The sequence below is a fragment of the Salinicola sp. CR57 genome, assembly GCF_003206585.1.
Classification (GTDB): domain Bacteria; phylum Pseudomonadota; class Gammaproteobacteria; order Pseudomonadales; family Halomonadaceae; genus Salinicola; species Salinicola lusitanus.
The window spans coordinates 378,763-403,757 of record NZ_PZJL01000004.1; the positions used below are offsets into that span (position 1 = coordinate 378,763).

Annotated in this window: 25 protein-coding genes, 3 tRNA genes and 1 riboswitch; of the genes, 5 read left to right on the plus strand and 23 right to left on the minus strand. The window is 64.1% G+C overall.

Going from position 1 to position 24,995, the window contains the following annotated elements; translation table 11 throughout:
• Positions 1-3: 3 nt before the first annotated feature.
• The 5 genes from arsC to DOM56_RS06430 all read right to left on the minus strand — a co-directional run bounded on the left by arsC (position 4) and on the right by DOM56_RS06430 (position 2,447).
• A complete protein-coding gene (arsC, locus tag DOM56_RS06410) occupies positions 4-420 on the minus strand; it encodes an arsenate reductase (glutaredoxin) (RefSeq protein WP_110708008.1) in 417 nt (138 codons plus the stop codon).
• Between the two features lie 7 nt (positions 421-427).
• On the minus strand, positions 428-778 hold the full coding sequence (locus DOM56_RS06415; RefSeq protein ID WP_110708009.1) for a helix-turn-helix transcriptional regulator: 351 nt from the start codon (positions 776-778) through the stop codon (positions 428-430).
• A gap of 95 nt (positions 779-873) precedes the next feature.
• Positions 874-1,209: a DUF190 domain-containing protein gene (locus tag DOM56_RS06420; RefSeq protein WP_110598127.1), complete on the minus strand. Its 336-nt coding sequence runs from the start codon at positions 1,207-1,209 to the stop codon at positions 874-876.
• Positions 1,206-1,607 (minus strand): fluoride efflux transporter CrcB, encoded by a 402-nt coding sequence (crcB, locus tag DOM56_RS06425; RefSeq protein WP_110708010.1) that lies wholly within the window; start codon positions 1,605-1,607, stop codon positions 1,206-1,208. The genes DOM56_RS06420 and crcB overlap by 4 nt, the downstream gene beginning before the upstream one ends.
• Positions 1,608-1,709: 102 nt before the next feature.
• Positions 1,710-1,794: riboswitch (Fluoride riboswitch) on the minus strand.
• A gap of 116 nt (positions 1,795-1,910) precedes the next feature.
• Positions 1,911-2,447, minus strand: coding sequence for a DsrE family protein (locus tag DOM56_RS06430; RefSeq protein WP_110708011.1), 537 nt, complete (start codon positions 2,445-2,447; stop codon positions 1,911-1,913).
• Between the two features lie 139 nt (positions 2,448-2,586).
• On the opposite strand from DOM56_RS06430, the gene dsbD reads away from it, so the two are divergent.
• The 3 genes from dsbD to dsbG all read left to right on the plus strand — a co-directional run bounded on the left by dsbD (position 2,587) and on the right by dsbG (position 6,208).
• On the plus strand, positions 2,587-4,530 hold the full coding sequence (gene dsbD, locus DOM56_RS06435; RefSeq protein WP_110708012.1) for a protein-disulfide reductase DsbD: 1,944 nt from the start codon (positions 2,587-2,589) through the stop codon (positions 4,528-4,530).
• Positions 4,531-4,532: 2 nt separating this feature from the next.
• Positions 4,533-5,357, plus strand: a complete 825-nt coding sequence (locus tag DOM56_RS06440; RefSeq protein ID WP_110708013.1) for a prolipoprotein diacylglyceryl transferase family protein — start codon at positions 4,533-4,535, stop codon at positions 5,355-5,357.
• A 68-nt stretch (positions 5,358-5,425) separates the two neighbouring features.
• The gene (dsbG, locus tag DOM56_RS06445; protein ID WP_198655697.1) at positions 5,426-6,208 is read left to right on the plus strand and encodes a thiol:disulfide interchange protein DsbG; all 783 of its coding nucleotides are present in this window, start codon (positions 5,426-5,428) and stop codon (positions 6,206-6,208) included.
• A 38-nt stretch (positions 6,209-6,246) separates the two neighbouring features.
• On the opposite strand, the gene DOM56_RS06450 is transcribed toward dsbG, so the two are convergent.
• The 10 genes from DOM56_RS06450 to DOM56_RS06495 form a co-directional block, all read right to left on the minus strand.
• Positions 6,247-7,551: an ATP-binding protein gene (locus DOM56_RS06450; RefSeq protein WP_110708015.1), complete on the minus strand. Its 1,305-nt coding sequence runs from the start codon at positions 7,549-7,551 to the stop codon at positions 6,247-6,249.
• Positions 7,548-8,243: a response regulator gene (locus DOM56_RS06455; RefSeq protein ID WP_110708016.1), complete on the minus strand. Its 696-nt coding sequence runs from the start codon at positions 8,241-8,243 to the stop codon at positions 7,548-7,550. The genes DOM56_RS06450 and DOM56_RS06455 overlap by 4 nt, the downstream gene beginning before the upstream one ends.
• A 75-nt stretch (positions 8,244-8,318) precedes the next feature.
• The gene (locus DOM56_RS06460; RefSeq protein WP_110708017.1) at positions 8,319-8,732 is read right to left on the minus strand and encodes a DUF6691 family protein; all 414 of its coding nucleotides are present in this window, start codon (positions 8,730-8,732) and stop codon (positions 8,319-8,321) included.
• Positions 8,729-9,187, minus strand: a complete 459-nt coding sequence (locus DOM56_RS06465; protein WP_110708018.1) for a YeeE/YedE family protein — start codon at positions 9,185-9,187, stop codon at positions 8,729-8,731. The genes DOM56_RS06460 and DOM56_RS06465 overlap by 4 nt, the downstream gene beginning before the upstream one ends.
• 46 nt (positions 9,188-9,233) lie before the next feature.
• Complete coding sequence (sulP, locus tag DOM56_RS06470) at positions 9,234-11,024, minus strand: sulfate permease (protein ID WP_110708019.1); 1,791 nt, start codon at positions 11,022-11,024, stop codon at positions 9,234-9,236.
• A 16-nt stretch (positions 11,025-11,040) separates the two neighbouring features.
• Positions 11,041-12,309, minus strand: coding sequence for an FAD/NAD(P)-binding oxidoreductase (locus DOM56_RS06475; RefSeq protein ID WP_110708020.1), 1,269 nt, complete (start codon positions 12,307-12,309; stop codon positions 11,041-11,043).
• 58 nt (positions 12,310-12,367) lie between these two features.
• Positions 12,368-13,282 (minus strand): MBL fold metallo-hydrolase, encoded by a 915-nt coding sequence (locus tag DOM56_RS06480; protein ID WP_110708021.1) that lies wholly within the window; start codon positions 13,280-13,282, stop codon positions 12,368-12,370.
• A 209-nt stretch (positions 13,283-13,491) separates the two neighbouring features.
• Complete coding sequence (locus tag DOM56_RS06485; protein ID WP_110708022.1) at positions 13,492-15,447, minus strand: tripartite tricarboxylate transporter permease; 1,956 nt, start codon at positions 15,445-15,447, stop codon at positions 13,492-13,494.
• Between the two features lie 39 nt (positions 15,448-15,486).
• A complete protein-coding gene (locus DOM56_RS06490) occupies positions 15,487-16,596 on the minus strand; it encodes a tricarboxylate transporter (RefSeq protein WP_232822203.1) in 1,110 nt (369 codons plus the stop codon).
• Between the two features lie 48 nt (positions 16,597-16,644).
• Positions 16,645-17,724 (minus strand): 4-oxalomesaconate tautomerase, encoded by a 1,080-nt coding sequence (locus tag DOM56_RS06495; RefSeq protein ID WP_110708023.1) that lies wholly within the window; start codon positions 17,722-17,724, stop codon positions 16,645-16,647.
• A 252-nt stretch (positions 17,725-17,976) separates the two neighbouring features.
• Here DOM56_RS06495 and DOM56_RS06500 point away from each other — a divergent pair, with 252 nt between their 5' ends.
• Positions 17,977-18,903 carry a LysR family transcriptional regulator gene (locus DOM56_RS06500; RefSeq protein ID WP_110708024.1) on the plus strand — a complete coding sequence of 309 codons (927 nt, stop codon included), beginning with the start codon at positions 17,977-17,979 and terminating at the stop codon, positions 18,901-18,903.
• Positions 18,904-19,050: 147 nt separating this feature from the next.
• Here DOM56_RS06500 and DOM56_RS06505 read toward each other — a convergent pair whose 3' ends face one another.
• Positions 19,051-19,950, minus strand: coding sequence for a LysR family transcriptional regulator (locus DOM56_RS06505; protein ID WP_110708025.1), 900 nt, complete (start codon positions 19,948-19,950; stop codon positions 19,051-19,053).
• A 150-nt stretch (positions 19,951-20,100) separates the two neighbouring features.
• Here DOM56_RS06505 and DOM56_RS06510 point away from each other — a divergent pair, with 150 nt between their 5' ends.
• Positions 20,101-20,754, plus strand: a complete 654-nt coding sequence (locus tag DOM56_RS06510) for a hydrolase (protein WP_110708026.1) — start codon at positions 20,101-20,103, stop codon at positions 20,752-20,754.
• 306 nt (positions 20,755-21,060) lie between these two features.
• Here DOM56_RS06510 and DOM56_RS06515 read toward each other — a convergent pair whose 3' ends face one another.
• The 7 genes from DOM56_RS06515 to mutY form a co-directional block, all read right to left on the minus strand.
• Entirely contained in the window at positions 21,061-21,996 is a 936-nt protein-coding gene (locus DOM56_RS06515; RefSeq protein WP_110708027.1) for a pirin family protein, read from the minus strand.
• A 419-nt stretch (positions 21,997-22,415) separates the two neighbouring features.
• Positions 22,416-23,015 carry a LysE family translocator gene (locus tag DOM56_RS06520; RefSeq protein ID WP_232822204.1) on the minus strand — a complete coding sequence of 200 codons (600 nt, stop codon included), beginning with the start codon at positions 23,013-23,015 and terminating at the stop codon, positions 22,416-22,418.
• Between the two features lie 198 nt (positions 23,016-23,213).
• Positions 23,214-23,289 (minus strand) — tRNA-Thr (locus tag DOM56_RS06525).
• A gap of 20 nt (positions 23,290-23,309) precedes the next feature.
• Positions 23,310-23,384 (minus strand) — tRNA-Gln (locus tag DOM56_RS06530).
• A 7-nt stretch (positions 23,385-23,391) separates the two neighbouring features.
• Positions 23,392-23,467: transfer RNA gene (locus DOM56_RS06535), tRNA-Phe, on the minus strand.
• A 92-nt stretch (positions 23,468-23,559) separates the two neighbouring features.
• Positions 23,560-23,832, minus strand: coding sequence for an oxidative damage protection protein (locus DOM56_RS06540; protein ID WP_110598155.1), 273 nt, complete (start codon positions 23,830-23,832; stop codon positions 23,560-23,562).
• Between the two features lie 12 nt (positions 23,833-23,844).
• Positions 23,845-24,927 (minus strand): A/G-specific adenine glycosylase, encoded by a 1,083-nt coding sequence (gene mutY / locus DOM56_RS06545; RefSeq protein WP_110708029.1) that lies wholly within the window; start codon positions 24,925-24,927, stop codon positions 23,845-23,847.
• Positions 24,928-24,995: the final 68 nt, after the last annotated feature.

Below are 24,995 nucleotides of genomic sequence, written 5' to 3' on the forward strand. Positions count from 1 at the left end.
CCATCACTCATGCCCTGCCCCATCGGCCCGCACCACTTCGCCGTCTTCCTTGGTGAACGTCGCCACCGGGTTGGCCAGCAGCGCCAGCACGCGCTCCGAAGGTCGGCACAGCCGGGCGCCCTTGTCGGTGACCACGATCGGCCGGTTGATCAGGATCGGATGCGCCATCATCGCGTCGATCAGCCGGTCATCGCTCAGGGCCGGATCGTCGAGGCCGAGTTCCTCGAACGGCGTGCCCTTGCGGCGCAGCAGCTCTCGCGGCGTGATGCCCATCATCGCGATCAGCTCGACCAGGCGCTCGCGCGTGGGCGGCGTGTTCAGGTATTCGATCACGTCCGGCGTCTCGCCGGAGGCCTCGATCATCGCCAGCGTGTTGCGCGACGTACCACAGGCGGGGTTGTGATAGATCAACGGTTTCATGGCGCCCTCACGGTTTATCTTCGGTGTTCCAGCCACCGGGGGAACAGGTCAGAAAAGGTTCACAGGCCTCCGGGTGCCCGGCGCAGCAATCGCGAACCAGGAACCGGATCGTCTCGCTCATGTGAGAGAGATTGGCGCGGTAGATGATCGACCGGCTCTGCCGCCGGGAGAGGACCCACCCCGCCCTCGCCAGCACCGAAAGATGGGCCGACATGGTGTTATGCGGCACGTCGAGCTGACGCGCGATCTCACCGGCGGGAAGCCCCTCGGGTTCATGGCTCACCAGCAGCCGGTAGGCCTCGAGCCTCGTCTCCTGGGACAGGGCGGCGAAACTGTCGATAGCGCTCTTTATTTCCATATGTCCAGAATATAAGACATATCAAACCCTGGCAATGGCATTGGAGAGAGATCCAACGGAATTGGCTCCCTCAGGAGCCATCGGTTACGCCGATCTCAGTCGCTCTTGTCGTTCAACTGACCGAAGTGGACGGGACGGCAGATGCAGAAGACCGGCGCCCCCGTTGCCTCGACGGCCGTGACGAAGCGCTCCGCCGTCTCCTCGTCCATCGCGTACATCAGCTCGATGGGCTGGTCGGCCAGGTCGAAGAAATGGGCGGAGTGCAGCTTGCCATCCGCCCCGGTCCCCTCGACGTCGCCGCGCTGGGTCATCCGGCCGATGCCCAGGCTCTTCGCGGTCTCGACGATCCAGTCGTAGACACGCTTGCCCTCATGCCGACGCGACTCCGGCACGATGAATATCACTTCATAACCGCTCTTGAGCCGATTCATGATTGCGATCCTCCCAGCAGGTTCTGGATGACGCCGTAGGTCAGAAAACCCAGGCCGGTCATGGCGAGCGAGCCCAGCACGTGAATGCCGATGCCCAGCAGCGCCATGCCGTACCGCCCCGCCTGAATGTTGCCGAACATCTCGGCGGAGAAGGTGGAGAAGGTGGTCAGTGCGCCCAGGAAGCCGGTGATCGCGAACAGCCGGGCCTCCGGCGACAAGGACGGCAATTGCGCGAAAAGCGCGATGCCGATACCGATCAGCCACGCCCCCAGCAGGTTCGCCACCAGCGTACCGGGCGGGATCGCCGGAAACAGGGCGTTGAGCCAGACGCCCAACAGCCATCGCAGATTCGCGCCGATCGCGGCGCCGGCCCCGATCGACAATACGGACAACCACATACCTGACATCCTCGATAGATCCTTTTGATGAAATGATCCGCTCGAGGAGGCGAGCCAGCAAGGAAGGAAATACGGACACCTGCTGACACGCCTCGACCGAAGCGCCTCGCAGGCATCATTAACCAATAGACGGTGGTTCGAGCGGGCGGGAAAGCCGCTCGGGAGGAATGCCATCTCCCACGGCGAGACCTTAGCACCGAAGGCGATGGACGCGCCACTGAACCACAACCGCCACCCGCATTCAGGTGGCTTTGAAAGAAAGAATCGTCTTCATAGAAAGCGCCCTCGCAAAAGAAGCCCACCTTAAAGCGACATGGCGATGAATCCATGCCGTCCCAGTGCCAACGCTGCGCTCAAGCCTGACTGAACCGGCTCGATACCGGCTTCGACCTCCTCGAGCGACAGCCCTTGAGCGGCCAGCGCCTGCAGGCAGACCAGCACCGGCACCCCTTGCTGGCGCAGCGCGTTCCACCAGGGCGCGTTGGGGTTTTCCTCGAGTGACGGCTCGGCAACCCGCTCGCGATAGGCTGCAGATTTCAACACGCATGGCGTCGCCGGCCCGGCAACGACGACCACGGCGCGACACGTCACCTCGGCCTGTGACATCAGATTGAGCGTTCTTATCAGCCGCATGACGCCGCCATGCACGCGCTCCGGCGCATCGGCCGCACTGGAAATCTGGAAGAGCCCCTGACAGGTTTCGCCGGGCGCGGGAAGCCACTGATCGACCTCCTGCCCTACGGGCAGCGATGAGCTGGGGATCGCCAGTTCGGCATTACCGGGTTTGCCTCGAATCAGCCCCATGGAATCGAGCCACTCCGATGAGGGGTAATTGTGCATCTTGACCTCCGCATAGATCTTATAAAAAGAATAACGATATTCAATATATGAATATACGCTATCGACAGCGATGGTAAGGGTTCATTTTCAGCTCATCCCCATGGGCCAATCTGTCGCCATCGAATCAGGAGCGGGGCCAATGTGGGCAGGAGCGAAGGGGAAGTCGATGCAGTCGAGGCGAGTCCAGTGGATCATGATGCTGGCATTGCTCGGTGTCGCCACGCTGTCCATGGCGCAGGATCCGTTCGGGCAAAAGGGCGACTTCCTGCCGCCGGATCAGGCCTTCGAGCCGACGCTGATACAGGATGGCGACGAGGTAGACATCGACTGGCAGATCGAGCCCGGTTACTACCTCTATCGCCACAGCTTCTCTGCTAAGGCCGATGAGCGCGAACTGTCACTCGACATCCCCGAAGGAGTGACCATCGAGGACGAGTACTTCGGTCGTTCCGAGATCTATCGTCATGCGTTGCACATGACCACGCACCCCGGGGAAGCCGATACCCTCACCCTCCAATGGCAGGGCTGCGCCGATGCCGGCCTCTGCTATCCGCCCCAGCAGCGAACCTTCGATCTGGAGTCCGTCGCAGATGCCTCGGGGGGCAGCACCACCGACGCGAACGCGCTGGGAACGGATGCCTCGGCCGATGTGCCGAATGCGTCATCCGCGGCATCAGCGTCTGTCGCGTCAGGCTCCACCACTCAGCCTGAGCCCCGGACAGACGCCGCGATGGCGGAAGACCAGCAACTGGCGGCGCAGCTCGCCGGTGGCAACGGGATCTGGACGCTGGCAGCGTTCTTCGGCATGGGGCTGCTGTTGACCTTCACGCCTTGCGTGCTGCCGATGATCCCCATCCTCTCCAGCCTGATCGTCGGCCAACGTCGCAGCGGCGAGAATCCGCGCGCCGCCGGCTTCGTGCTCTCGCTCGCCTACGTTCTCCCCATGGCTGCAACCTACGCGATACTGGGTGTGGCCGCGGCCATGGCTGGCGCCAATCTGCAGATACTGTTCCAGAATGTCTGGTTCATCGGCATTTTCTCGGTGCTGTTCGTGGTGCTGGCGCTCGCCATGTTCGGTGCCTTCGAGCTCGAACTGCCGCGGGCACTGCGTCAACGCCTGGATGCGGGACTGTCGAGACAGCGCGGCGGCCGATTCAAGGGCGTCGCCGTCATGGGGGTGCTCTCCGCCCTGCTGGTCGGCCCCTGCATGACCGCTCCCCTCGCCGGCGCCCTGCTGTTCATCGCCGAATCCGGCAATCCGTGGTTGGGCGGTGCGGCACTGCTCGCGCTGGGGCTCGGCATGGGTGCCCCGCTGGTTCTGATCGGCACGCTCGGCAGCCAGTTGCTGCCCAGGCCTGGCGCCTGGATGACCCGCGTCAAGGCGCTGTTCGGCTTCGTGCTGCTGGGCATGGCGATCTGGTTCGTCGCCCGAATCCTCTCGGATGCCATCGTTCTTGGCCTGTGGGGCGCGCTGGGCCTGGGCGCTGCGATCTCTCTCGTCGCCATGGCGCGGGGCAACGGCACGGGTGGCATTCTGCCCCGGTTCGCCACCGCCAGTGCCGCCATCATCGGTCTTTGGAGCGCGTTGATCCTGATCGGTGCCGCCGGTGGCGCCAGGGATCCGTGGCGGCCACTGTCGGTCTACACCCCGAGCGGTGGGGCAGCGGCCTCCAAAGACGCCAGCGAGTCCGGACCTATCGCGTTCGACGGCGTGAAGGATCTGTCCACGCTCGAACGCCGCGTCCAGGCAACCGCCAACAGCGGCCAGATGACACTGGTCGAATTCACCGCTGACTGGTGTGTCTCCTGCGAGGTCATCGAACGGGAAGTGTTCAGCGACCCGGCCGTCAAGAAGGCGCTACAGAACGTGCAGCGACTGAGTATCGACGTCACGGACTACGACGCCGAGGACCAGTCGATCATGCAGCACTTCGGTGTCGTTGGACCACCGACCCTGATGTGGTTCGGCCCCAACGGTCAGGAGCAGCGCAGCGCCCGCATCATCGGCGAGCTGGATGCCGAAGCCTTTCTCGACCGCTATGCGCAAGCCAGACAGCGTGCCAACGAGTCCACGGAGGGCTGACCATGAATCCGCTAGATCGCAGTATCGCCCTGGGGCCGCTGGGCGTGAGTCTGGGTCAGCTTCTGCTGGTCGTAGCCATGATCGTCGCCCTGATCGTGGGTGCCTGGATGGGCCGTCGTCGACAGATCAGCGTCGGCGATGTTCTGTTCAATGCGTTGCTGATCGGCGTCATCGGCGCACGCATCGTGTTCGTGGCCCGCTACTGGCAGAGCTACGACACGTTCTGGTCCTGGCTAGACATCCGGGATCGCGGGTTCGAGCCACTGGCGGGGCTGGTCATCGCTTTCATCTATCTGGCTTGGCGTTTCTGGCGGCAGCCGGCCATGCGCCGCCCCCTGGGTGCAGCGGTTCTCTCGGGTGCCCTGGCCTGGTCGATGACCGCTGGCGCCCTGACATTGATGACACCCCGCGGGGCGAGCCTGCCCTCGATCCCGCTAGCAGATCTCGATGGGTCGCCGGTGGTTCTGCCCAACGTACTGCAGGAAGCCGACCAACCCATGGTGGTCAATCTCTGGGCGAGCTGGTGCCCGCCCTGTCGTCGCGAGATGCCGATGCTGGAAAAGGCCCAGCGAGAGCGGGACGACGTGTCGTTCGTGTTCGTCAATCAGGGCGAGAGCGTCGACGTCATCAAGACGTTTCTGCAGCGGGAGTCACTCACGCTCGATCACCTCTATCGCGATCCGAACATGACCTTCGGTCGGAAGGTGGGCGCGGTGGCGATGCCGACCACGCTCTACTACGACGCCGATGGCCAGCTCGTCGACACCCACTTCGGTGAGCTTTCCCGTGCCACGCTCGATCGCAGTCTCGAGCGCTTCGCTCCATGACGACCCGGACGCGCGTTCAACCCGAGTGCTTCATTCGCCCCGGATATCCAGAAAAGGAGACGACAACGATGCAAGACCACGCCCCCCGGATAATGCGACTACGGCTCGCGCTGCCATTGGCCGCCGGTATTGCCCTGGCGACGAGCCTGCCCACCGCCGCCGACGACTGGCCCACGCCGATCCAGACACTCGAGCGGCAGGGCCTCACCATTCACGGTGAATTCGACGCCCCCGGCGGGCTCAGGGGCTACGCTGCCAGCATTCGAGGGCAGAGCGTGGCCGCCTATCTGACGCCGGACGGCGATCATGCCGTCGTCGGCACGCTGATCGACGCCCAGGGCCGCGACGTCTCCGCCGAGCCGCTGGAACAGCTCGTCGATGGACCCAAAAATGCCGAGCTATGGAAGGCAATGGCGGAGCATCACTGGGTTCGCGAGGGTGATACCGATGCCTCGCGCGTGGTCTACACCTTCAGCGATCCCAACTGCCCCTACTGCCGCAAGTTCTGGCAGGATGCTCAGCCCTGGGTCGAAAGCGGTGATGTGCAGATTCGTCATCTGATGGTGGGCATTCTGAAAGCGAACAGCCCTGAGAAGGCCGCCGCGATCCTGGCGGCAGACGATCCCAGCGCCGCGATCGCCGAGCACTATCGCACCGACGCCATGCCGGACAGCGAGGGAACCGATCAGAGCGAGCGGTGGGTCGCCGACAACACGCAAGTGATGCGCAACGCCCAGCTCTATGCCACACCGGTGATTTTCTATCAGGACGACGATGGCGCGGTGCATAAGGTCATGGGTGCACCCTCCCCGGACAAGCTGCGCACAATCATGGGTAGCGACTCGCCCTGAGCTTCCCTGTCCACCCCTGCTCACCCGCCCCTGGCGAATCAGGCCAGGGGCAGCGAGAGCGTAACCCGCAGCCCGGTACCGTCGCCGGAGGCGAGCCGCAGGCTTCCGCTGGCCCGGGTGGCGATCGCCTCGACGATGGATAATCCCAGGCCGCTACCCTGTGGATGATTGCCGCGATGAAAGCGCTCCGTCAGGCGGGCGATCTGTTCGGGCGGGATGGTCTCGCCCTGGTTGACGATGTCGATCACGGCCATGCCATCCGTCTCGTGAGCCTCGATCTCGATCGGGGTGTCGGACGAACCGTGACGCATGGCGTTCTCGAGCAGATTGCGCAGCGCGATCACCAGCAGCTCCCCGGACAACGCAACGTGAAGCCGGTAGACCGAAGCGTGCCAGTGACAGCGATCGCGACTGCCGGTCTCCACCATCGCAGCCTCCAGGGCCTCCCCCAGCCGCGTGGAATCGACACTTCCCCGCGCGACCTTCTCGCTCTCCATCCGTGCCAGCAACAGCAGCTGATCGAGCGTCTTCGTCAGCCGTCCCACCCCCGCTTCCGCCTGCTGCATCGCCTCCCGGCGAGGATCGCCGTCGACGCGTCGCGCGATCTGAAGATGGGTACGAATCGCGGTCAGCGGTGTGCGCAGCTCATGCGCGGCATCGTCGGTAAAGCGCTGCTCCAGCTCCAGCATGCGCCGGGTGCGTGCAAGCAGGGTGTTGAAACCGTCGATCAGCGGACGAATTTCCCCCGGCAGGCCGCGGATCGGCAGGGCCGAGAGATCGTCGTGATCGCGTGACATCAGGCGCCGCTGCAGCCTCGAAAGCGGCGACAACCCCCGGGTCACGCCCCACCACAGCGCAATCAGACTGCCGATCGAAGCAAACAGAAAGGGATAGAACGCCGCACGGCGTACCTGGGCCAGCAACGACTCCCGCTCACGCAGGCGATCCGCCACGGTGATCCGCTTGTCGTCGTCGATCAGGGTATAGACGCGCCAGCGCTGACCGTTATGATCTCGGTAGCTGTAGCCTTCGTCATCGACTGCGAGAACATCGTTCATTTCCGGATGCGTACCCGCCACCACCTGCCCGCGCAGCGATGATACACGGCAGGCGACACCCTCGAGCGCAGGGATGGTCGATGTCTCGCCAACCTCTCCATCCCAGGCCGCCGTCGGCACGCGACCGAGCAGACCGGCCACCATTCGCGCCGACTGTGCCAGACGCTGATCCAGCGAACGCTCGAGCTGGGTCGAGAGATCGCGCATCGACCACGCCGCCGTCAGCCCCCACAGCAGCATCAGCGTGATCCCAAGCGTGGCGACGAGACGCAGCCGCAGGCTCATGAGGGCGTATCGCCATGCAGTCGCTCGTCGGCGGGAAGCGCGCCAAGACGGTAGCCGACGCCCCGGACCGTCTCGATCACTTCGCGTCCCAGCTTGCGACGCAACTGGTAGATATGCACGTTGAGGGCGTTGCTCTCGATCTCGTCGTCGATGCTGTAAAGGCGGTCCTTCAACTGATCGGCACTCAGGATCCGCCCACGCGCGCGCATCAGCGCCTCCAGCAGCATCAGCTCGCGACGCACCAGCGCCACCGGTGCGCCATCCAGCGTCACGCTGCGAGCGACGGGGTCCAGCGCCAGGCGCCCGTGGCGAAGGGAGCGGTCGACCTGCCCGGCGCTGCGGCGCAACAGCGCCTGCAGCCTTGCCGTCAACTCATCAAGGTCGAACGGCTTGACCAGATAATCGTCGGCCCCGCCCTGAAGCCCTTCGACACGACTGGCCACGGCGTCTCTCGCCGTCAGCATCAGTACCGGCATGGCAATACCCGCACGACGCCACTGTTGCAGCAGCGTCAAACCATCGCCGTCAGGCAGACGGCGATCGAGCACCGCGGCATCGTAGTCGATCGCGGCCAGCGCCCCGCGTGCACCGTCCAGCGTGGTCACGGTATCGACGACGAAATCGCTCAGCGCCAATCCCACTTCGATGCCGGCCGCCACCGGTGCATCGTCCTCCACGAGTAGTACGCGCATGTTTCTCCCGTTTTCACCCGGTCCATTCCCGCCACAGTCTGGCGAACGGCGATGATGCCAGGATGAGTTGGCTCCTCAGTGAGCGGAAGAAAGCCGGCGCGCGAGCCACCATCCCACCACCATGGCCACCAGAAACGCCGCCAGCGGCCAACTCAGCCCTGCCAGCGAGGCCACTGCCGGCCCCGGGCAGTAGCCGGAGAGCCCCCAGCCGATGCCGAAGAGCGCGGCGCCACCCAGCAGACGGGCATCCAGGTCGCGCCGGGTCGGCAGCTGGAACCGCCCCGCCAGCAGCGGCGTGCCGCGGCGCCACACCAGCCGGTAACCGATGAAGGTAGTGACCACGGCACCGCCGAGCACGAAGATCAGGGTCGGGTCCCAGGCGCCGGCGACATCGAGAAAGCCGATCACCCGGGCAGGGTCGGTCATGCCGCTCAGCGCCAGGCCCAGCCCGAACAGCAGTCCGGCGAGATAACCCGCCACGGGCTTCATGCGCCACCTCCCGCCAGATGGCGCACAACGAACACGGTGAGTATCGCCACAAGTACGAAGACGAGCGTTGCGACCATCGACCGGGGCGACAGCCGCGCCAACCCGCAGACCCCGTGCCCGCTGGTGCAGCCGCTACCCAGACCGGTGCCCAATCCGACCAGCAGGCCGGCGATCAACATCGTCGTCAGCCCGCTCGTCGGAGCACCGATTATCGCCCCGCTGTCGCCTGCCACATTGCCCAAGTCCAGACCTGCCAGGATCAGCGAGGTTGGCCCGGAGACGAGGCCTAGCAGAAACGCGAAGCGCCAAGGCCTGTCCGCGCCGCGCTCGAAAACCAGCCCGGAGAGGATCCCGCTGATACCGGCGACCCGTCCCAAGAGCCCCATCAGCAGGGTGGCGGAGAGCCCGATCAGCACGCCGCCAGCGAGCCCGAACCCGGCACTCGATAGGTCCATCCTCGTATCTCCTTTGATAGCGTTCGCTGCTCTACGATAACCCTCTCTACTCCGCCGCCGAATGTGCCGCTGCCGGCGTGGCGAGACAGGGATGACTCAAGGGTGCGGCACCCCGACCATGCAGAGCGCACCAGGCGTCGAAAGTGCTCAGGAAGACCCGGCCGTTGAGCGTCTCCAGCAGCTCGGTGCGGCTCAGGCGATCCATCACCGGCCCCTTCACTTCGGCCAGATGCAGCCCGATGTCACGCTCGCGCAGGCGTCGGTTGAGCGCCTCGAGACTTTCCAGCGCCGTGGCATCGATGACGTTGATCGCCTGACAAGCCAGTACCAGATCCCGCGGCGGCGGATCGCGAGAGACCACTGCCGTGACCAGGTCTTCCAGGTGGCGGACGTTGGCGAAATAGAGGCTCTCGTCGACGCGCAGAATGGCGACCCCGGCGTCGGTTTCCACGGCGTGGCGGCGGACGTTGCGAAAATGCTCGGTGCCGGGAATGCGGCCGACTTCCGCACTATGAGGCCGGCTGGTGCCATAGAGGTGCAGCGCAAGCGACATGGCGACACCGACCAGAATGCCCACGTCGACGCCCAGCATCAGCGTTGCCAGTGCGGTCGCCGACATGGCGATGCCTTCGCCGCGGGCATAGCGCCAGACGCGCCTGAACGCCGCCAGATCGATCAGCGAGACGGTGGCGATGACGATGGTCGCCGCCAGCGTCGCCATCGGTAGTTCCCGCAGCCAGGGCGACAGAAACAGCATGGCCAGCGCGATACCCATGGCGGTGAACGCGCTGGAAGCCGGCGTGCGAGCGCCGGCATCGAAATTGACCACGGAGCGGGAGAAGCCGCCGGTGATCGGCATGCCGCCGGTGAAAGCCGCCGCCAGATTGGCCCCGCCGAGCCCGATCAGTTCCTGGTCCGGATCGACGCGCTCACCGCGGCGCACCGCCAGCGCCTGCGCCACCGAAACCGACTCCACGTAGCCGACGATGCTGATCAGCACCGCCGAACCGATCAGCGATCGCCAAAGCGCCGGCTCCCAGTCGGGCAGGGTCAGCGGTGGCAGACCGGCGGGAATCTCGCCGATGACGGCCACGTCGCGGCCCAGCCATCCCGCCGCGCCGGCGACCAGCGCCGCCAATACGATGGTGGCGATGGGCGCCAGCTTGACCAGCACACCGGCGATTCGAGCCGGTACGTGATAACGTTCCAGCGCGGACTTGCCCCATCGTCGGATCAGCCACAGCAGCAGCAGCGACCCCAGCCCGATGATCACGGTCGGCAGGCTGACACCGTTCAGCGCCGAGGGTAGATGGTAAAGCAGCGCCGGCAGCGTCGAACCAGAGAGATCGATACCGAGCAGCTGTTTGAGCTGGCTCGCCGCGATCAACACGCCCGAAGCGCTGACAAAACCGATCATCACCGGGTGACTCAGAAAGTTGACCAGAAAGCCCAGCCGACATAGCCCCATGATCAGCAGAATGGCCCCGGAGAGCAGTGCCAGCACCAGGGCTGCGGCGATGTAGTTCGGCGATCCCGACTCGGCAACCTGCGAAAGCGCCGATGCCGTCATCAGCGACACCACCGCCATCGGGCCGACGGAGAGCGTCGCGCTGCTGCCGAGCAGGGTGTAGATCACCAGCGGCACCAGGCTCGCGTACAGCCCCACCACCGGCGGGAGGCCCGCGAGCATGGCGTAGGCCAGCGCCTGCGGGATCAGCATCAGCGCCACGATGATGGCTGCCAGCAGATCCTCGCCCAGCAACCCGCCGTTGTAACGCCGTCCCCAGTCAAGGATCGGGAACCAGCGTGCCAACCCGGCCTTGTGCTGCTGATTCATGATCTACCGGCCTCGATCAAGTGCGCGCCTGCGGCTTGGCCAGCCATTCGTGCCCCTTGAGCATCAGATTCCAGTAGATGAAGGGGAGCTGCTGCGCCTTGATGTTCCAGCCGAGCCGGGTCGGCCGTGTAGCCTGATTGATCCAGGACGGGAACGTCGGCTGCAACTGGCCGCCGTAACCGAACTCCGCCAGCACGACGCGGCCGCGTTCGACCGTCAACGGGCAGGCGCCATATCCCGCATAGCTGGAGGGCATCGGCTTGCCATCGAGTGTAGCCAGCAGGTTGTCCGCCACTACGGGTGCCTGCTTGCGCACGGCGGCGGCCGTCTTGGCGTTGCTGGTACCGCTGGCATCGCCGAGACCGAAGACCTCATTGAAGCGGTTATGCTGGAGGGTGTCGGCGTCGAGGTCGAGCCAGCCACCCTCGTTGGCCAGCGGTGATTCGCGCACCAGCCGTGGGGCGCGCTGCGGCGGCACGACGTGAAGCATGTCGAAATCGGTTTCGATCTCTTCGCTGGTATCCTCGCTTGTGACGCGAAAACGCGCCTTCTGGGCCGGGCCGTCCACGGCGATGAGGTTTTGTTGGAACTGCTTGTGGATGCCGTAACGCTGAACGTATTCGTCCAGTGCCGGCACGAAGTCCGAGACGCCGAACATCACACCGCCGGCATTGTGAAAATGAACGTCGATGCCGTTCAGGACGCCCTGCTTCTCCCACTCATTGCAGGAGAGATACATCGCCTTCTGGGGCGCCCCGGCGCACTTGATCGGCATTGGCGGCTGTGTGAAAAGCGCCTTGCCGCCGCGCATCGACTGAACCAGCGACCAGGTATAGGGTGCCAGATCGAAACGGTAGTTCGAGGTCACGCCATTCTTACCCAGCGTCTCCTCGAGACCACCGACCGCCTGCCAGTCGATCTCGAGACCCGGCGCAACCACCAGCGCCCGGTAGCCGAGTGTCGAGCCGTTGCCCAGTACAACCTGGCGGGATTCCGGCAGCAGCCGTTCCGCCGCAGCCTGGTGCCAGGTCACGAAGCTCGGCATTACCGAGTGCATCGAACGCCGAGTCTGCTCCGGGGTGAAGACACCACCGCCCACCAGCGTCCAGCCAGGCTGGTAGAAGTGATCCTGCGCGGGATCGACGATGGCGATATCGAGATCGGAACGGCGTTTGTGAAGACTCGCAGCGACCGCGATGCCTCCCGCCCCACCGCCGATGATGACGATGTCGTGGCGCTTGCCGTTCGCAGCTGTCGACTGATTCGTGACTGTCGATTCGTTCATGACTGGCTCCCTTTGGTCGATTCGGCGCGGCGCGATAGCGCTTGGCGGCAACGCCTTCTCACTCCCACGCGGCACCTTCCAGGGCGTCGAGCGGCAATTTCAGATAGCGCTTGCCGTTGTTCTCCGGTTCGGGGAGACGGCCGCCGAGAATGTTGACCTGCAGCGCGTGCAGGATCAGCTTCGGCATCGGCAGTTCGCTGTCGCGACGGTTGCGCAGCTCGACATACTCGGCCTCGCTACTGTCGCCCAGGCGATGCTTGTTGGTTTCGCGCTGCTCACGCACGGTGCTTTCCCACTGCGGCTCGCGGCCGTCGGGCATGTAGTCGTGACCGGTGAAAAGGCGTGTTTCGTCTGGCAGCGCGAGGATCGCCTGGATCGAGTGCCACAGCTGGTGTGCACTTCCCCCGGGGAAGTCGGCACGGGCGGTGCCGAAATCGGGCTGGAACAGGGTGTCGTGAACGAAGGCGGCATCGCCAATCACATAGGTGATCGAGGCCAGCGTATGGCCCGGGGAGTGCATCACGCGGCACTCGATCCCACCCAGCTTGAAGGTATCCCCTTCATCGAATAGATGATCCCACTGGCTGCCGTCGTCCTGCAGGTCCGACCAGTTGTAGATTTCCTTCCACAGTGCCTGGACTTGGGTCACCGGCTGGCCGATAGCGGTGGGCGCACCAGTCTTGTCATGCAGATAACGCGCGGCGGAAAAGTGATCCGCGTGAGGATGGGTATCCAGAATCCAGTCGACCGCGAGCCCTTCCCGCTCGATGTAGGCCAAGAGCTCATCGGCCTGGAACGTCGCCGTGGCGCCGGACTTCTCATCGTAATCGAGTACCGGATCGATGATCGCGCAGCGGCGCGTGGCGGGGTCGCTGACGACGTACTGGATACTGAAGGTGCGAGGATCGAAAAAACCGGCGACATCGGGGCGACCTTTATTTCTGTCGCCTCGAGAGAGAGCAAAGGTGTTCATGACGGCTCCTGAAGGAATGCATGCCCCTAGAGTAACGCCAAAAAAGTTCTAACGTTATATTAATTTGAAATATAAAAATCGACTTGGCGTCTGGGTTATACCTCCCGGGCATAATCACCTTGTCCGAACATGAAAAACGGCACCGGTGTCGCCGGTGCCGTCCTAGTGCTAGCGTTCCTGAGGCATGTGAGGCCCAGCCGCGCGGGAAGCTAGAACAGCATCGCGTCTAGCCAGCCCATGGGATAGTGCAGGTTAAGCAGCGCCTGCATGCCGAGCAGGAAGATTCCAATGCCGATGGCGATCAGCAGCGCCGCCGACCAGCGTGCCTTGGCAACGAACCGGATGAAGCCCAGCGTCATGAGGACCGCAGTGCTGATGAAGCCGAGTAGCGAGGCCACGACGATCAGGGCCAGCAGTCCGCCGAGCCAGACCAGCGGCTGGCCGATGGGTTGGCTGACCCAGGTTGCCTGCCCCTTCCACGCCTGGGCGCCGGTCAGCAACGCGCCGATGGCCATGATCGCGATGGCCAGCATCGGGAAGATGCCGCCGATCATCGACATGCCGCTGACGTCGTACCAGGCACCGGCCGCCAGTGCGAGCATGCCCGCGACCAGCACCAGATCGATCTTGCCGAAGGTCGGCGCCGGCGAGTCGGCCGCCTGGCGATTGACGTCGGCGCCCACCGCCAGCGGCTGCCGCCGTCGCTGAAGCAACCGCTTGATCAGCGGGAAGGCAAACGCCAGCGCGATCAATGCCAGAATGATGATGACCCCGGGGCGAAGAAACGCCGCCATGCCATGAAACTGCACGCTCTGATAGAAGTAGGTCTCGGCACCCGGTGCGAGTACGAAGCCGATCAGGAAAGCGGGACGGGACCAGCCGGCCTGCTTGAACAGCAGCCCGATGGCGCCGACGGCAATCAGCGTGTACCAGTCTCCCAGCGAACGGGTGGCCTGGAAGGCGGCGAACAGAATCAGCGTGGTGATCACCGGCGCCAGCAGCACGAAGGGGATGCGCGTGAGCTGGGCGACCGGACGCGCCAGCATCAGGCACAGCGCGGCACCGAGGATATTGGCCAGCGCCAGCGACCAGATGATGGTGTAGGTGAGATCCAGGTGGGTGGTGATCATGCTCACCCCGGGCTCGAGTCCCAGCAGCAGCAGTCCGCCCAGGAAAATCGCCGCCGTGCCCGAACCCGGCACGCCGAACAGCAGCGTCGGCACCATGGCTCCGCAGGCACAGGCGTTGTTGGCCGACTCCGGCGCGATGACCCCGCGAATGTCGCCCTGGCCGAAATGCTTCTCGCCCTTGGCCGTCTTCGATGCGAACGCATAGGTGAGCCAGTCGACGACCGAGCCGGCAAGCCCGGGGATAGTACCGATGAGGCTCCCCATCCCGGCGCATTTGGCGACCAGACCGCGATTGTCGACGACGTCGCGAATGCCCTGGCGCCACCCGTGACCCAGCGAAGTCTGTTCCCGGGCGATGCTGCCGCGCCGGATGAGCAGATCGACGATCTCCGGCAACGCGAAGATCGCCAGCCCCACGACGATCAGCGGGATCCCGTCGAACAGATACTCGACGCCCAGGTTGAGGCGAAACTCGCCGGTCGCTGGCGCCGTGCCGATCGCCCCGGCCAGCAACCCCAGGCCGCAGGCAGCCATGCCCTTGAACAGGCTATCGCCGGAGAGCACCGCGACCATGGCCAGCCCCAGCAGCGTCAGCACGAACAGTTCCGCCGACGAGAACGCCAGCACCAGCGGCCGCGCGACCAGGATGAACCCGGTCAGCACGATGGCGCCGATGACACCTCCGCACAGCGACGACAGGAAGGCGCTGGCCAGCGCCCGCGCCGCCTGGCCCTTCTTGGCCAACGGGAAGCCGTCCATCACGGTGGCCTGTGAGGCGCTCGAACCGGGGATCCCCATCAGCACCGAAGTGAACGTGTCTCCCGTAGGAATGACCGCGATCATGCCCATCAGCATGCCCAGCGCCAACCCCGGCTCCATGCCGTAGAGAAACGGCAGCAGCAGCGCCATGCCGGCAATCCCGCCCAGCCCGGGAATGATGCCGACCAGCAGACCGATCATCACCCCCAGACCCATGTAGACCAGATGCGAGGCACTAAATACCTCGCCTAAACTCGCGACCAAGGTATCTATCATTGTGTTGTCTCCTCTACCGTCTCGGCGACGACGAATCAGTTAACGCGTCACGACCCGCACGCCGTAACGATCCTTGAGCCAGTCGACGACCCATTGACGGCGGGCATCGCTGAGTTCCATCGCTGATGCCAGTTGCCTGGCGGCGACCTCTCCCACGACCGGCTCGTACGGCCCGACCTGCTGACGCGCGGCGGCAAGAAAGTCCTCGTTCGTCATCAGCGCCTTGGCACCGTCGCGATAGCGCGCCAGCAGCTTGGCGTCGACCTGCTTGGGTACCAGCAGCAGCTTCTGCAGGGCGTAGCCGGAGGCGAAGAACTTGTGAAAGACCTCGTAGGCGACGTCGTCTCGACTGGCGCCGGGCTGGGCCAGATAGAGTTCCGAGAACGTGGGCAGATCGGGGAAGGCGGGGTCACGCACGATGACGCCCTCTTCGTTCATCACGCCCAGCGAAAAGAGCGGCACAGCCTGGCCGGATTCGACCAGCGGCGTGACGCTGCTGAAGTAGGCCGAGGTGGTCTGGAAATCGACCCCGGCCTCTCCGCGCTCGAACGCCAGGCGCCCCTCGCCACGACTGCGCATGCCGAAGACCGGCTCGACCGCCAGGCCCAGCATGTCGAATGCCAGCATCACCGGCATCTCGAGCCCGGTCGGCGTCTGCATCGCGAATTTCGTCGGCTCCTCGCGCAGATTGTCGAGGATCTCGCCGGTCTCCTTGCCGAAGCGCGGCTGGACATAGACCACGCCGCCGGTGGGCGCGGCAATGATCGGCGTCCACTTGGCGTAATCGAAGCGGACCCGTGGATCCTCGAGCATGGCCGGGAACTGGGTGGAGGCCGAAGTGACCAGCATCTCCTCGCCATTGGGCTGAGCGCGGGTATAGAAAAGATTGGTACCGGTGATCGAACCACCCCCGGGCACGTTGTCGATGACGATGGCGGGATGCGAGGGCAGCGACCGCGCCATCCAGTGCGACATGAAGCGGGCCCAGACATCGGTGCCCCCGCCGACCCCGAACGGCACGGTCCAGGTCAGCGTGTCGGGCGTGGGCTGGCCGTCGTCGGCTTCGGCGACCAGCGGTAACAGCGCCAGCGCGAAGACGATCCACCAGCGCCGGCAAGGCATTCGCGAGAGTTTTGGCTTGGCGTGCATATCCTCTCCTTCTCTTGGTTTTATGTTGGATGGGCGTTTCTGACGTCCTCAGCCGGCGGCATCCAGCTCCAGCGTTTCCGGGACGAATACCGAACCGCTGAACAGCCGGCGTGCGGTACGCACCAGCGAGCAGCGTGGCCACTGCTGCCCCGCGGGCCAATGGCTGACCACGCCCAACCGCCCGCTCGGATGCTCGAACTCCATCAGTCCGCTGTCGTCCGGCGCGCTGGCGAGACCCTTGGTGATCCCGCGTGCATCGGCGCATGCCACGGCAAGCCCCACCGCACCGGTGATGGCAAGCGCGCGATGACACCGGTGCGGCATGAAATAGCGCACCTGCAGAGTACCGCCCGCTTGCGGCGCGCTGATCAGGACGGGCTTCGGGATCACCTTGTCGGTGACATCGCCCAGCCCCATGGCGGCCCCGGCCTGTCGCCGGATCGACTCCAGCCTGGCCATCAGCTCACGATCACCGTCGAGCTCGGCCGGCGACTCATCACCCCGCTTGCCGAGATCCGTCGCCCGCATCAGAACCATGGGCATGGCGGCATCGAGACAGGTCACCTCGAGGCCGTCGATCACGTCTCGTGGCTGGCCGGTGGGATAGAGCTCACCGGTCTTCGCTCCCACGGCATTGCGAAACTCCAGCAGCACCGGCGCAGCGGTGCCGGGGACGCCATCGATGTGCGTCTCGCCGACGTAAGTGACCCGTCCACCCGGCGTCTGGATATCGGCGTCGATGACACTCTGGGTGTTGACGTTACGGATCGTGACCCGCGTGACATCGCCCTGGGCCGCCACCAGCCCCTGCTCGATGGCGAAGGGGCCCACCGCACTCAGCATGTTGCCGCAGTTGGGGGAGGTATCCACGCGCCGCTGTTCGACCATGACCTGGACGAACAGGTAATCCACATCGATGCCGGGCTCCGACGAGGGCGACACGATGGCGACCTTGCTGGTCTGCGGATAACCGCCGCCGATGCCGTCCACCTCCAGCTCGTTGCCCGACCCCATCAGCGCCAGCAGCATCTCGTCGCGCCGGACAGAATCCCGAGGCAGATCGCTACCCAGAAATACCGGGCCCTTCGATGTACCACCGCGCATCAGCACGCAGGGAATGGCTTGCATAGATCGCTCCTTCCACGTTTCGGCCAACCCGCGGCCACTGGTGGAGGGCAAACTCGCACGCTTGTATCAAGCGATCCAATGCAATTATCGTGGACATTGTTGCACTAGACGCATCAATAGGCAGAAAAGATACAACCAATTGATATTGATGAGAAAAATGACTCAGGCGCTGCAATTTACAGAGGCGTCTGCCGAGGTGGCATTAGACCAATGAACTATAAGTTTTGAGCCATGAACCATGGGTTTTAAGTCATGAACTATGAGCTGCAGCAGATCCAGGCGTTCCTCAAGGTCGCGGAACTGGAGAGCTTCCAGGCGGCGGCGCAGTCGCTCAATCTCTCCCAGCCCGCCCTGAGCCGTCGCATCAAGAAGCTGGAATCCATCCTGGGTACGCCGCTATTGGCGCGCACGACTCGCAGCGTGTCGCTCACCACCGTGGGGCGGGACTTCTTCCCCCAGGCCAAACGACTGGTGGATGAGTTCGACCATGCGCTGTTCAACATTCGCGCCCTTGCCGAGAACCGGATCGGCCAGATCACGCTGGCCTGCATTCCCACCGCCGCGTTCTATTTCCTGCCGGCGGTCATTCGGGAGTACAACGCCCGCTATCCCAATATCCGAATTCGCCTTCTCGACCTGAGCGCGAACGACGGACTCGGTGCCGTGCTCAGCGGCGAGGCAGAATTCGGCATCAACATGCTCAGCGGGCATCACCCCGATATCGTCTTTACCCCCCTGGTCGTCGAGCCGTTCGTGCTGGTGTGCCGGCACGACCATCCGCTGGCGGCGCATGACAGCGTCACCTGGAGCGAGCTCAGCACGCACAAGCTGATCGGGGTGGGAAAGATGAGCGGCAACCGGATGCTGCTGGACCATGAACTCTCGTCGCTGACCCAGCGACCGACCTGGTTCTACGAGGTCCAGCACCTGTCGACCTCGCTCGGCATGGTCGAGGCCGGACTGGGCGTGGCGGCGGTCCCCCGCTTGTCGATGCCCGATCAGGAGCACCCGCTGCTGGTCCAGCGCCCCCTGGTCGAGCCGCTGGTGAAACGGACCCTGGGCATGGTGCGACGCCGGGACAGCGCGCTCTCCCCGGCCGCGGAACGCTTCGTCGAAACGCTGCTGAAACACTGGGATAAGAGCGGCGTCGAGGGCAGCACCGGGCCGATCAACTTGTAACGACGCAGCTCCCGTCGACAGATCGCCCATGGAGCCCTTGCGACGTGAGCAGGACAAGGTCGAAGTGATCGACCATGACCACGACGGGTCGAGCCGCGCCCACGGCCATGCCGGCCAAGGCCTGGCCGGGACGAGGTATCGAACCGGTCATGCGTCGATACCCAAGCCCCAGCGCTGCGGGGTCTGTTCGAAGCTCTCGATCAGCAGTTCGGTGAGGGCGCGGATCTTGCGGGAGGGATACTGGCCTGGCGGCCGGACGACGTAGGCTCCTGCCGGCGGGGGCGGATGATCCGTCATTACCGGTACCAGAACCCCGCTGGCCACGTGCTCATGGGTGAGGCAATCGGGCAGGTAGCCGATCCCGAGCCCAGCGACGGCCGCGGCGACCAGGGCGAGACCGTTGTCGGCCTTGAAGCTGCCCTGCGGGCGAACCGTGATGGTCCTGTCGCCATCCAGGAGGTGCCAGGCCTCGGTACCTTGCATGAGGGCCTGATGCTCGACGAGTTCGTCCGGCGTTGCGGGCGCGCCGTGCGCCGCGATATAGCTCGGGCTGGCGACGAGCTTCCCGGAGATCGGACCGACGCGTCTCGCGACCAGGTCCGAGTCCTGCAGGTAGCCGACCCGTATCGCGCAATCAAAGCCCTCCGAGACCAGGTCCACGAAGCGGTCGCTGTAGCTTGTGTGGATATGAAGCCGCGGGTGACGCCGCGCCATTTCCGCCAGCACGGGGGCGAAATGCGTCGGGCCGAAGGATAGCGGAGCGGCGACACGCAAGCGGCCGCGAAGATCGCCGGCGGGAAGTATCGTTTCCCTGGCCACGTCGATCTCGGCGCAGACTCTCGCTGCATAGTCACGAAACGTGGCGCCGGCTTCGGTAAGCGCGGCGCCGCGGGTGGTTCGTGCCAGAAGCTGGATGCCAAGCTCCGATTCGAGCCGCGACAACCGCCGGCTGACGATCGACTTGGAGACGCCAAGCCGCCGAGCGGCAGGCGAAACACCTCCCGCGTCGGCGATTTCCACGAATGTCTGCAGCTCTTCGATATCCATTTCGCGTTCCCCATTTCGCGACACAGCGAGACACGGATGGCCACTACCGAATCCGCTCCACGAACGGCAATGTCTCTCCAGGCAGCGTCGCGGATGGCGCCGCCTCGCCGTACAACAACCCAACCATCATGACAGATATGGAGAATCGCCATGACCTTTCGCAACGGCCTTGAATCGCTACTCCGTCCCGAAGATTCGGTACTCGTCCTGATCGACCATCAGCCTTACCAGCTCGCGAACCTGAACAGCCACGACCCGCAAGCCGTGGTTAACTCCACGACGGCGCTGGCGAAGTTGGCAAAAGCCTTCGATGTGCCGACCATTCTCACCAGCGTCATCGCGGGACGCGGTGGTCTGCTGTTTCCACAGATCACCGATATCTTTCCGGACCAGGAAGTCATTGACCGCACCTGGGTAAACACTTGGCAGGACGAGAATGTGGTGGAAGCGGTCAAGGCGACCGGTCGCAAGCAGCTGATCATCGCCGGGCTGTGGACCGAAGTCTGCGTCGCGATGCCTGTCATCCAGGCCGCCGGCGAGGGCTGGGACGTGACCGTGATCACCGATGCGTCAGGCGGAATTTCGAAGGAGTCCCACGAGGTGGCCGTCCAGCGCATGATTGCGGCCGGCGCGAACCCGATGACCGTAATGGCGCTCGCTGGCGAATGGCAGCGCGACTGGGCCCGCACCGAGCATGTCGAGGAGCTGACCGAAATTCTCATCCAACACTTCAGCGGCAGCGGCATCGCCTATCTGTGGGAACAGCAGCTGCTCAATACGCCGGTGCCCGGCAACCCGGGCTGACCTGATAGAGCGGCGGGCCCGGGACGCGACCTGTCCGGGCCCGTCACCCGCGCCGGTGCAGTAACTATACCGAACCACGCTGAACAAGAGACTATCCCGATAGCGACAATCACGACCCATGAACGGGATGGCCAGCCTGTAGCCGGCCACCAAAGTAGAGATGACCGGTTCATCCCCAAAGTCGACCGCGTCTTCGCGGCAACGCTGCGATCCATCCCCGCTGCCGCTGCGCAACGTCGCGCACCGTCGTTGATTTCGTTCCCGGTCATTCGGGCGCACCAGTCGATATTCCTCGTTTGGCGCCAATCAATCCGGCAGCGGTATATGTTCCGCCCGGTCGCCGATGGGAAGATCGAAGCGCCCATTGCCCCAGTCTTCGGCACGCCACTCGGCCTTGGCCTCCTCGATGCGCTCGCGAGAAGAGGCGACGAAGTTCCACCAGATGTAGCGAGGACCGCCGAGCGTGGCGCCGCCCAGGATCATCAGCCGTGCCCCGCCTCCACCGGCGGCGACGGTAATGCGGTCGCCGGGCCGGAAAACCATCATCTGAGGCGCGGCGTAATCCTGGCCGGCGATCGAGATCGAGCCCTCGACGATATAGATGCCCCGATCCTCGTGGTCGTCCGGTAGCGGCAGCAGGCTTCCCGCTTCGAGCGTCACCTCGGCGTAGAAGGTCTCGGAGAACATCGTGACAGGGGCGGTCTTGCCGTAAGCGCTACCGAGGATCAGCCGAACACGCGTACCGCCATCCTCGATGACCGGCAGCGTCGCCTTGCCATGATGCTCGAACGTGGGCGCCATGTCCTCGTGGCTTTCGGGGAGCGCCAGCCAGGTTTGGATTCCGAACAGGCTGTTGGCGGCATTTCGAGCAGCGCTCGTCGTGCGTTCGGAGTGGGTAACACCGCGCCCGGCGACCATCCAGTTCACTGCGCCAGGCTGAATGATCTGGTCGGCCCCGGTGCTGTCGCGGTGATGGAAATCCCCGCGAAAAAGGTAGGTCACCGTGCCGAGACCGATATGCGGGTGTGGGCGGACATCGATGCCCTGGCCGGTCAACAGTTCGGCCGGCCCGGCTTGGTCGAAGAAAATGAACGGCCCGACCATCTGCCGCTTGGGTGCCGGTAGCGCGCGTCGAACTTCGAATCCCCCCAGGTCGCGGGCGCGGGGAATGATCAACGTCTCGATCGCGTCGATGCCAACGTCATTGGGGCAGCCGGGCTCGAATGCGGGATTCCAGCTCATGTGCGTCCTCTCTCCTCGGCAGGTGCGGCAGGAGTGAAGTCGGACCCGCTGCCATCAAGCGTCAATTTAGCGCTCGGAAAGCATTGATGACTAGCCCTGGGGACCGTCCAGCCGTGTTGCTGAACGGGGAACGCTACAGAGGCTGCGACGAGCCGGCGCCTAACGATCGGTTTGAAGGCAGAATCGAGCATCGCTTGTTGCGCCGTTCGCGCCAGGCCGACACGCTGGCACTCACCGACGACGCGCGGGCCTCGCGCGATGAAACGGATACCGGTTCACCGCCACGGTACGCTCCAACCTCGTTCGGAAACGGCGTGGATATCGACGACCGGGAGATCGCCCCACAGCGGAGAAATCGTGGCGGGATGGCGACGAAGCCACTTCGCCCAATGCCGTCCAAAGATGCGGCTTGTCAGAAATCAGCGCTGACTATAGGCCAGGCGCGCGGCGAACAGCAGCAGCACCATACCGGTAGTTCTATCCAGCCACTGGATAACACGCGCTTTGCGCAGGAAGCGACCGAGCGGTCGAGTCGCGGCGATGAGCGTCAGGGACCACGCCGAAACAATCAGCACGTGAATGGCCACGAGTCCAAACGTCCAGACGACTAACGAGCTACCTTGGGGAATGAATTGAGGAAGGAATGACGCATAGAAGACACCGACCTTTGGATTCAGCGCGTTTCCCAGAACGCCTTTCAGGAACCAGTTTTCACGCTTGACCGAGTGGACGTCGACCAGTCCGATACTGCAGCGAGGCGAAAGCACCATGTTCAGACCCAGCCAGCACAGGTAGGCAGCGCCGCAATACTTCAGCACGTTGTAAGCGAGTTCTGAAACGGCAACGATAGCGCCCAGGCCAAAGGCGACCGCTGCCCCCCAGAGAAAACAGCCGACATTGATTCCGAGCGCGGCCTTCACCGCCTGCCCGGGACCTTCAATCGAGGCCGTTCTGAGCACCAGCGCCGTATCGAGACCGGGAGTCAAGGTGAGCAGCGTGGCCGCGAAGATGAAAGCCATTATGTTTTCCATGGCGGCTCGCGATGTAGCACTCGGTAGGTGATCAAAAACCCCAGCTGCAAGCAGCTCATGGCAACAAGCATCTCATGGCAATTAGCCGCTTTTATCTACGTAGCCAATCTACACGCACAAAAAAACCGCCTTGAAGGGCGGTCTCTTGAAAGGCTTAAAAAGCCTTTTGAATCAATCTCTAAGCTCTGGTGCCGACACCAGGAGTCGAACCCGGGACCTACTGATTACAAGTCAGTTGCTCTACCAACTGAGCTATGTCGGCGAGCATAGAGACGTCAGCGATGGCTGGGGTAGCAGGATTCGAACCTGCGCATGCCGATACCAAAAACCGGTGCCTTACCACTTGGCGATACCCCAGCATTGATGGTGGCCAGAGACGGAATCGAACCGCCGACACGGGGATTTTCAATCCCCTGCTCTACCAACTGAGCTATCTGGCCCTCGCCAACGGGGACGCATTTAACCAGCATGCCGTTTGGGGGTCAAGCCTTTTTATTTCAAAAAGATGAGTTCCCTTCACGCTGCCGGAAAATCACTGGCCAGGCGGCACGTAGCCCTCGGCGTGATCCGTTTCCTGATTGTCGAAGAACCGATTCATCTGCGTCGTCAAATACTCCCGCGCCTGCGGGTCCAGCATGTTGAGATGCTTCTCGTTGATCAGCCGCGTCTGCAGTGCCTGCCACTCCTCCCAGGCGCGCCGGGAGACCGTCTGCTGAATCTCCTGGCCCTTGGCACCGGGCAGCGGCGGAAATGCCAGAGCCTCTAGCTCCTGCTGGTACTTGCGGCAGAATACCGTCTGCGCCATGTCAGTCTCCTCTCAGTCGATAAGTGCGTGCGCCTGGGCCAGCGTGGCCAACAGGGTCTTGACCGGCGCCGCCAAGCCCACCTGCGCCGGTGTGGCTGGATCGACCCACTGCTGGTTCGATTCGGCCACGGCGGCAGCCTGGCGATCCGGCAGTCGAGCCGGTCTCGGCGTGATCTCCAGGCGAAAGTGGGTAAACGTGTGCGTGAACGATCGCCAGGCAGTACCGAGGTGAGCACCTCGATAGCGCCGCTCCAGCCAGTCGTGCAACTCGCTGTCGCCATCGAACTGCGGGAAGCCCCACAGGCCGCCCCACAGGCCGCTGGGCGGACGTTGCTCGAGCAACACCCGGCCCGTGTCGTCCTGCAACAGTAACATCTGTGTCTGCCGCGTCGGCAACTCGCGTTTGGGCTTGGAGCCGGGGTAGCGGCGTTCGTCGCCCTGTTCGTGGGCCACGCAGACATCCTCGAACGGACACAGCAGGCAGCTCGGCTTGCCGCGTGTGCAGATCATGGCACCGAGATCCATCATCGCCTGGGTGTATTCCGGCAGCCGGCGTTCCGGCGTGTAGCGCTCCGCCAGCTCCCACAGCCTCGCCAGCACGTCGCTCCTGCCCGGCCAGCCCTCCACCGCGTGCAGGCGAGCCAGCACGCGCTTGACGTTGCCATCGAGAATCGCGGCACGCTGGCCGGTGCTGATGCTGACGATGGCGCCGGCCGTGGAACGACCGATCCCCGGCAGCGCCGTCATCGCCTCGAGATCGTGGGTCGGGAACTCGCCATCGTGATCGTCGACGACGACCCGGGCCGCCTTGTGCAGATTGCGAGCGCGGGCGTAGTAGCCAAGCCCGGTCCACAGGTGCAGCACGTCGTCCTGGGGTGCATCCGCAAGCGTCCGGACGTCGGGAAAGCGCGCCATGAAGCGCTCGAAGTAGGGAATGACGGTGGTGACCTGGGTCTGCTGCAGCATGATCTCCGATACCCAGACCCGGTAGGGCGTCTTGTCGTGCTGCCACGGCAGCGACTTGCGACCGTGGGCATCGAACCAGCCGAAGACTCGCTCGCGAAAGGCCTCGGCCGATAGGGCTATTTCCGCCAAACAGCACCTCTCCAGAGTGGTGGAATCGAGTGGATCATCGATAGGAAATCGATCCGGAAAATCAGTCG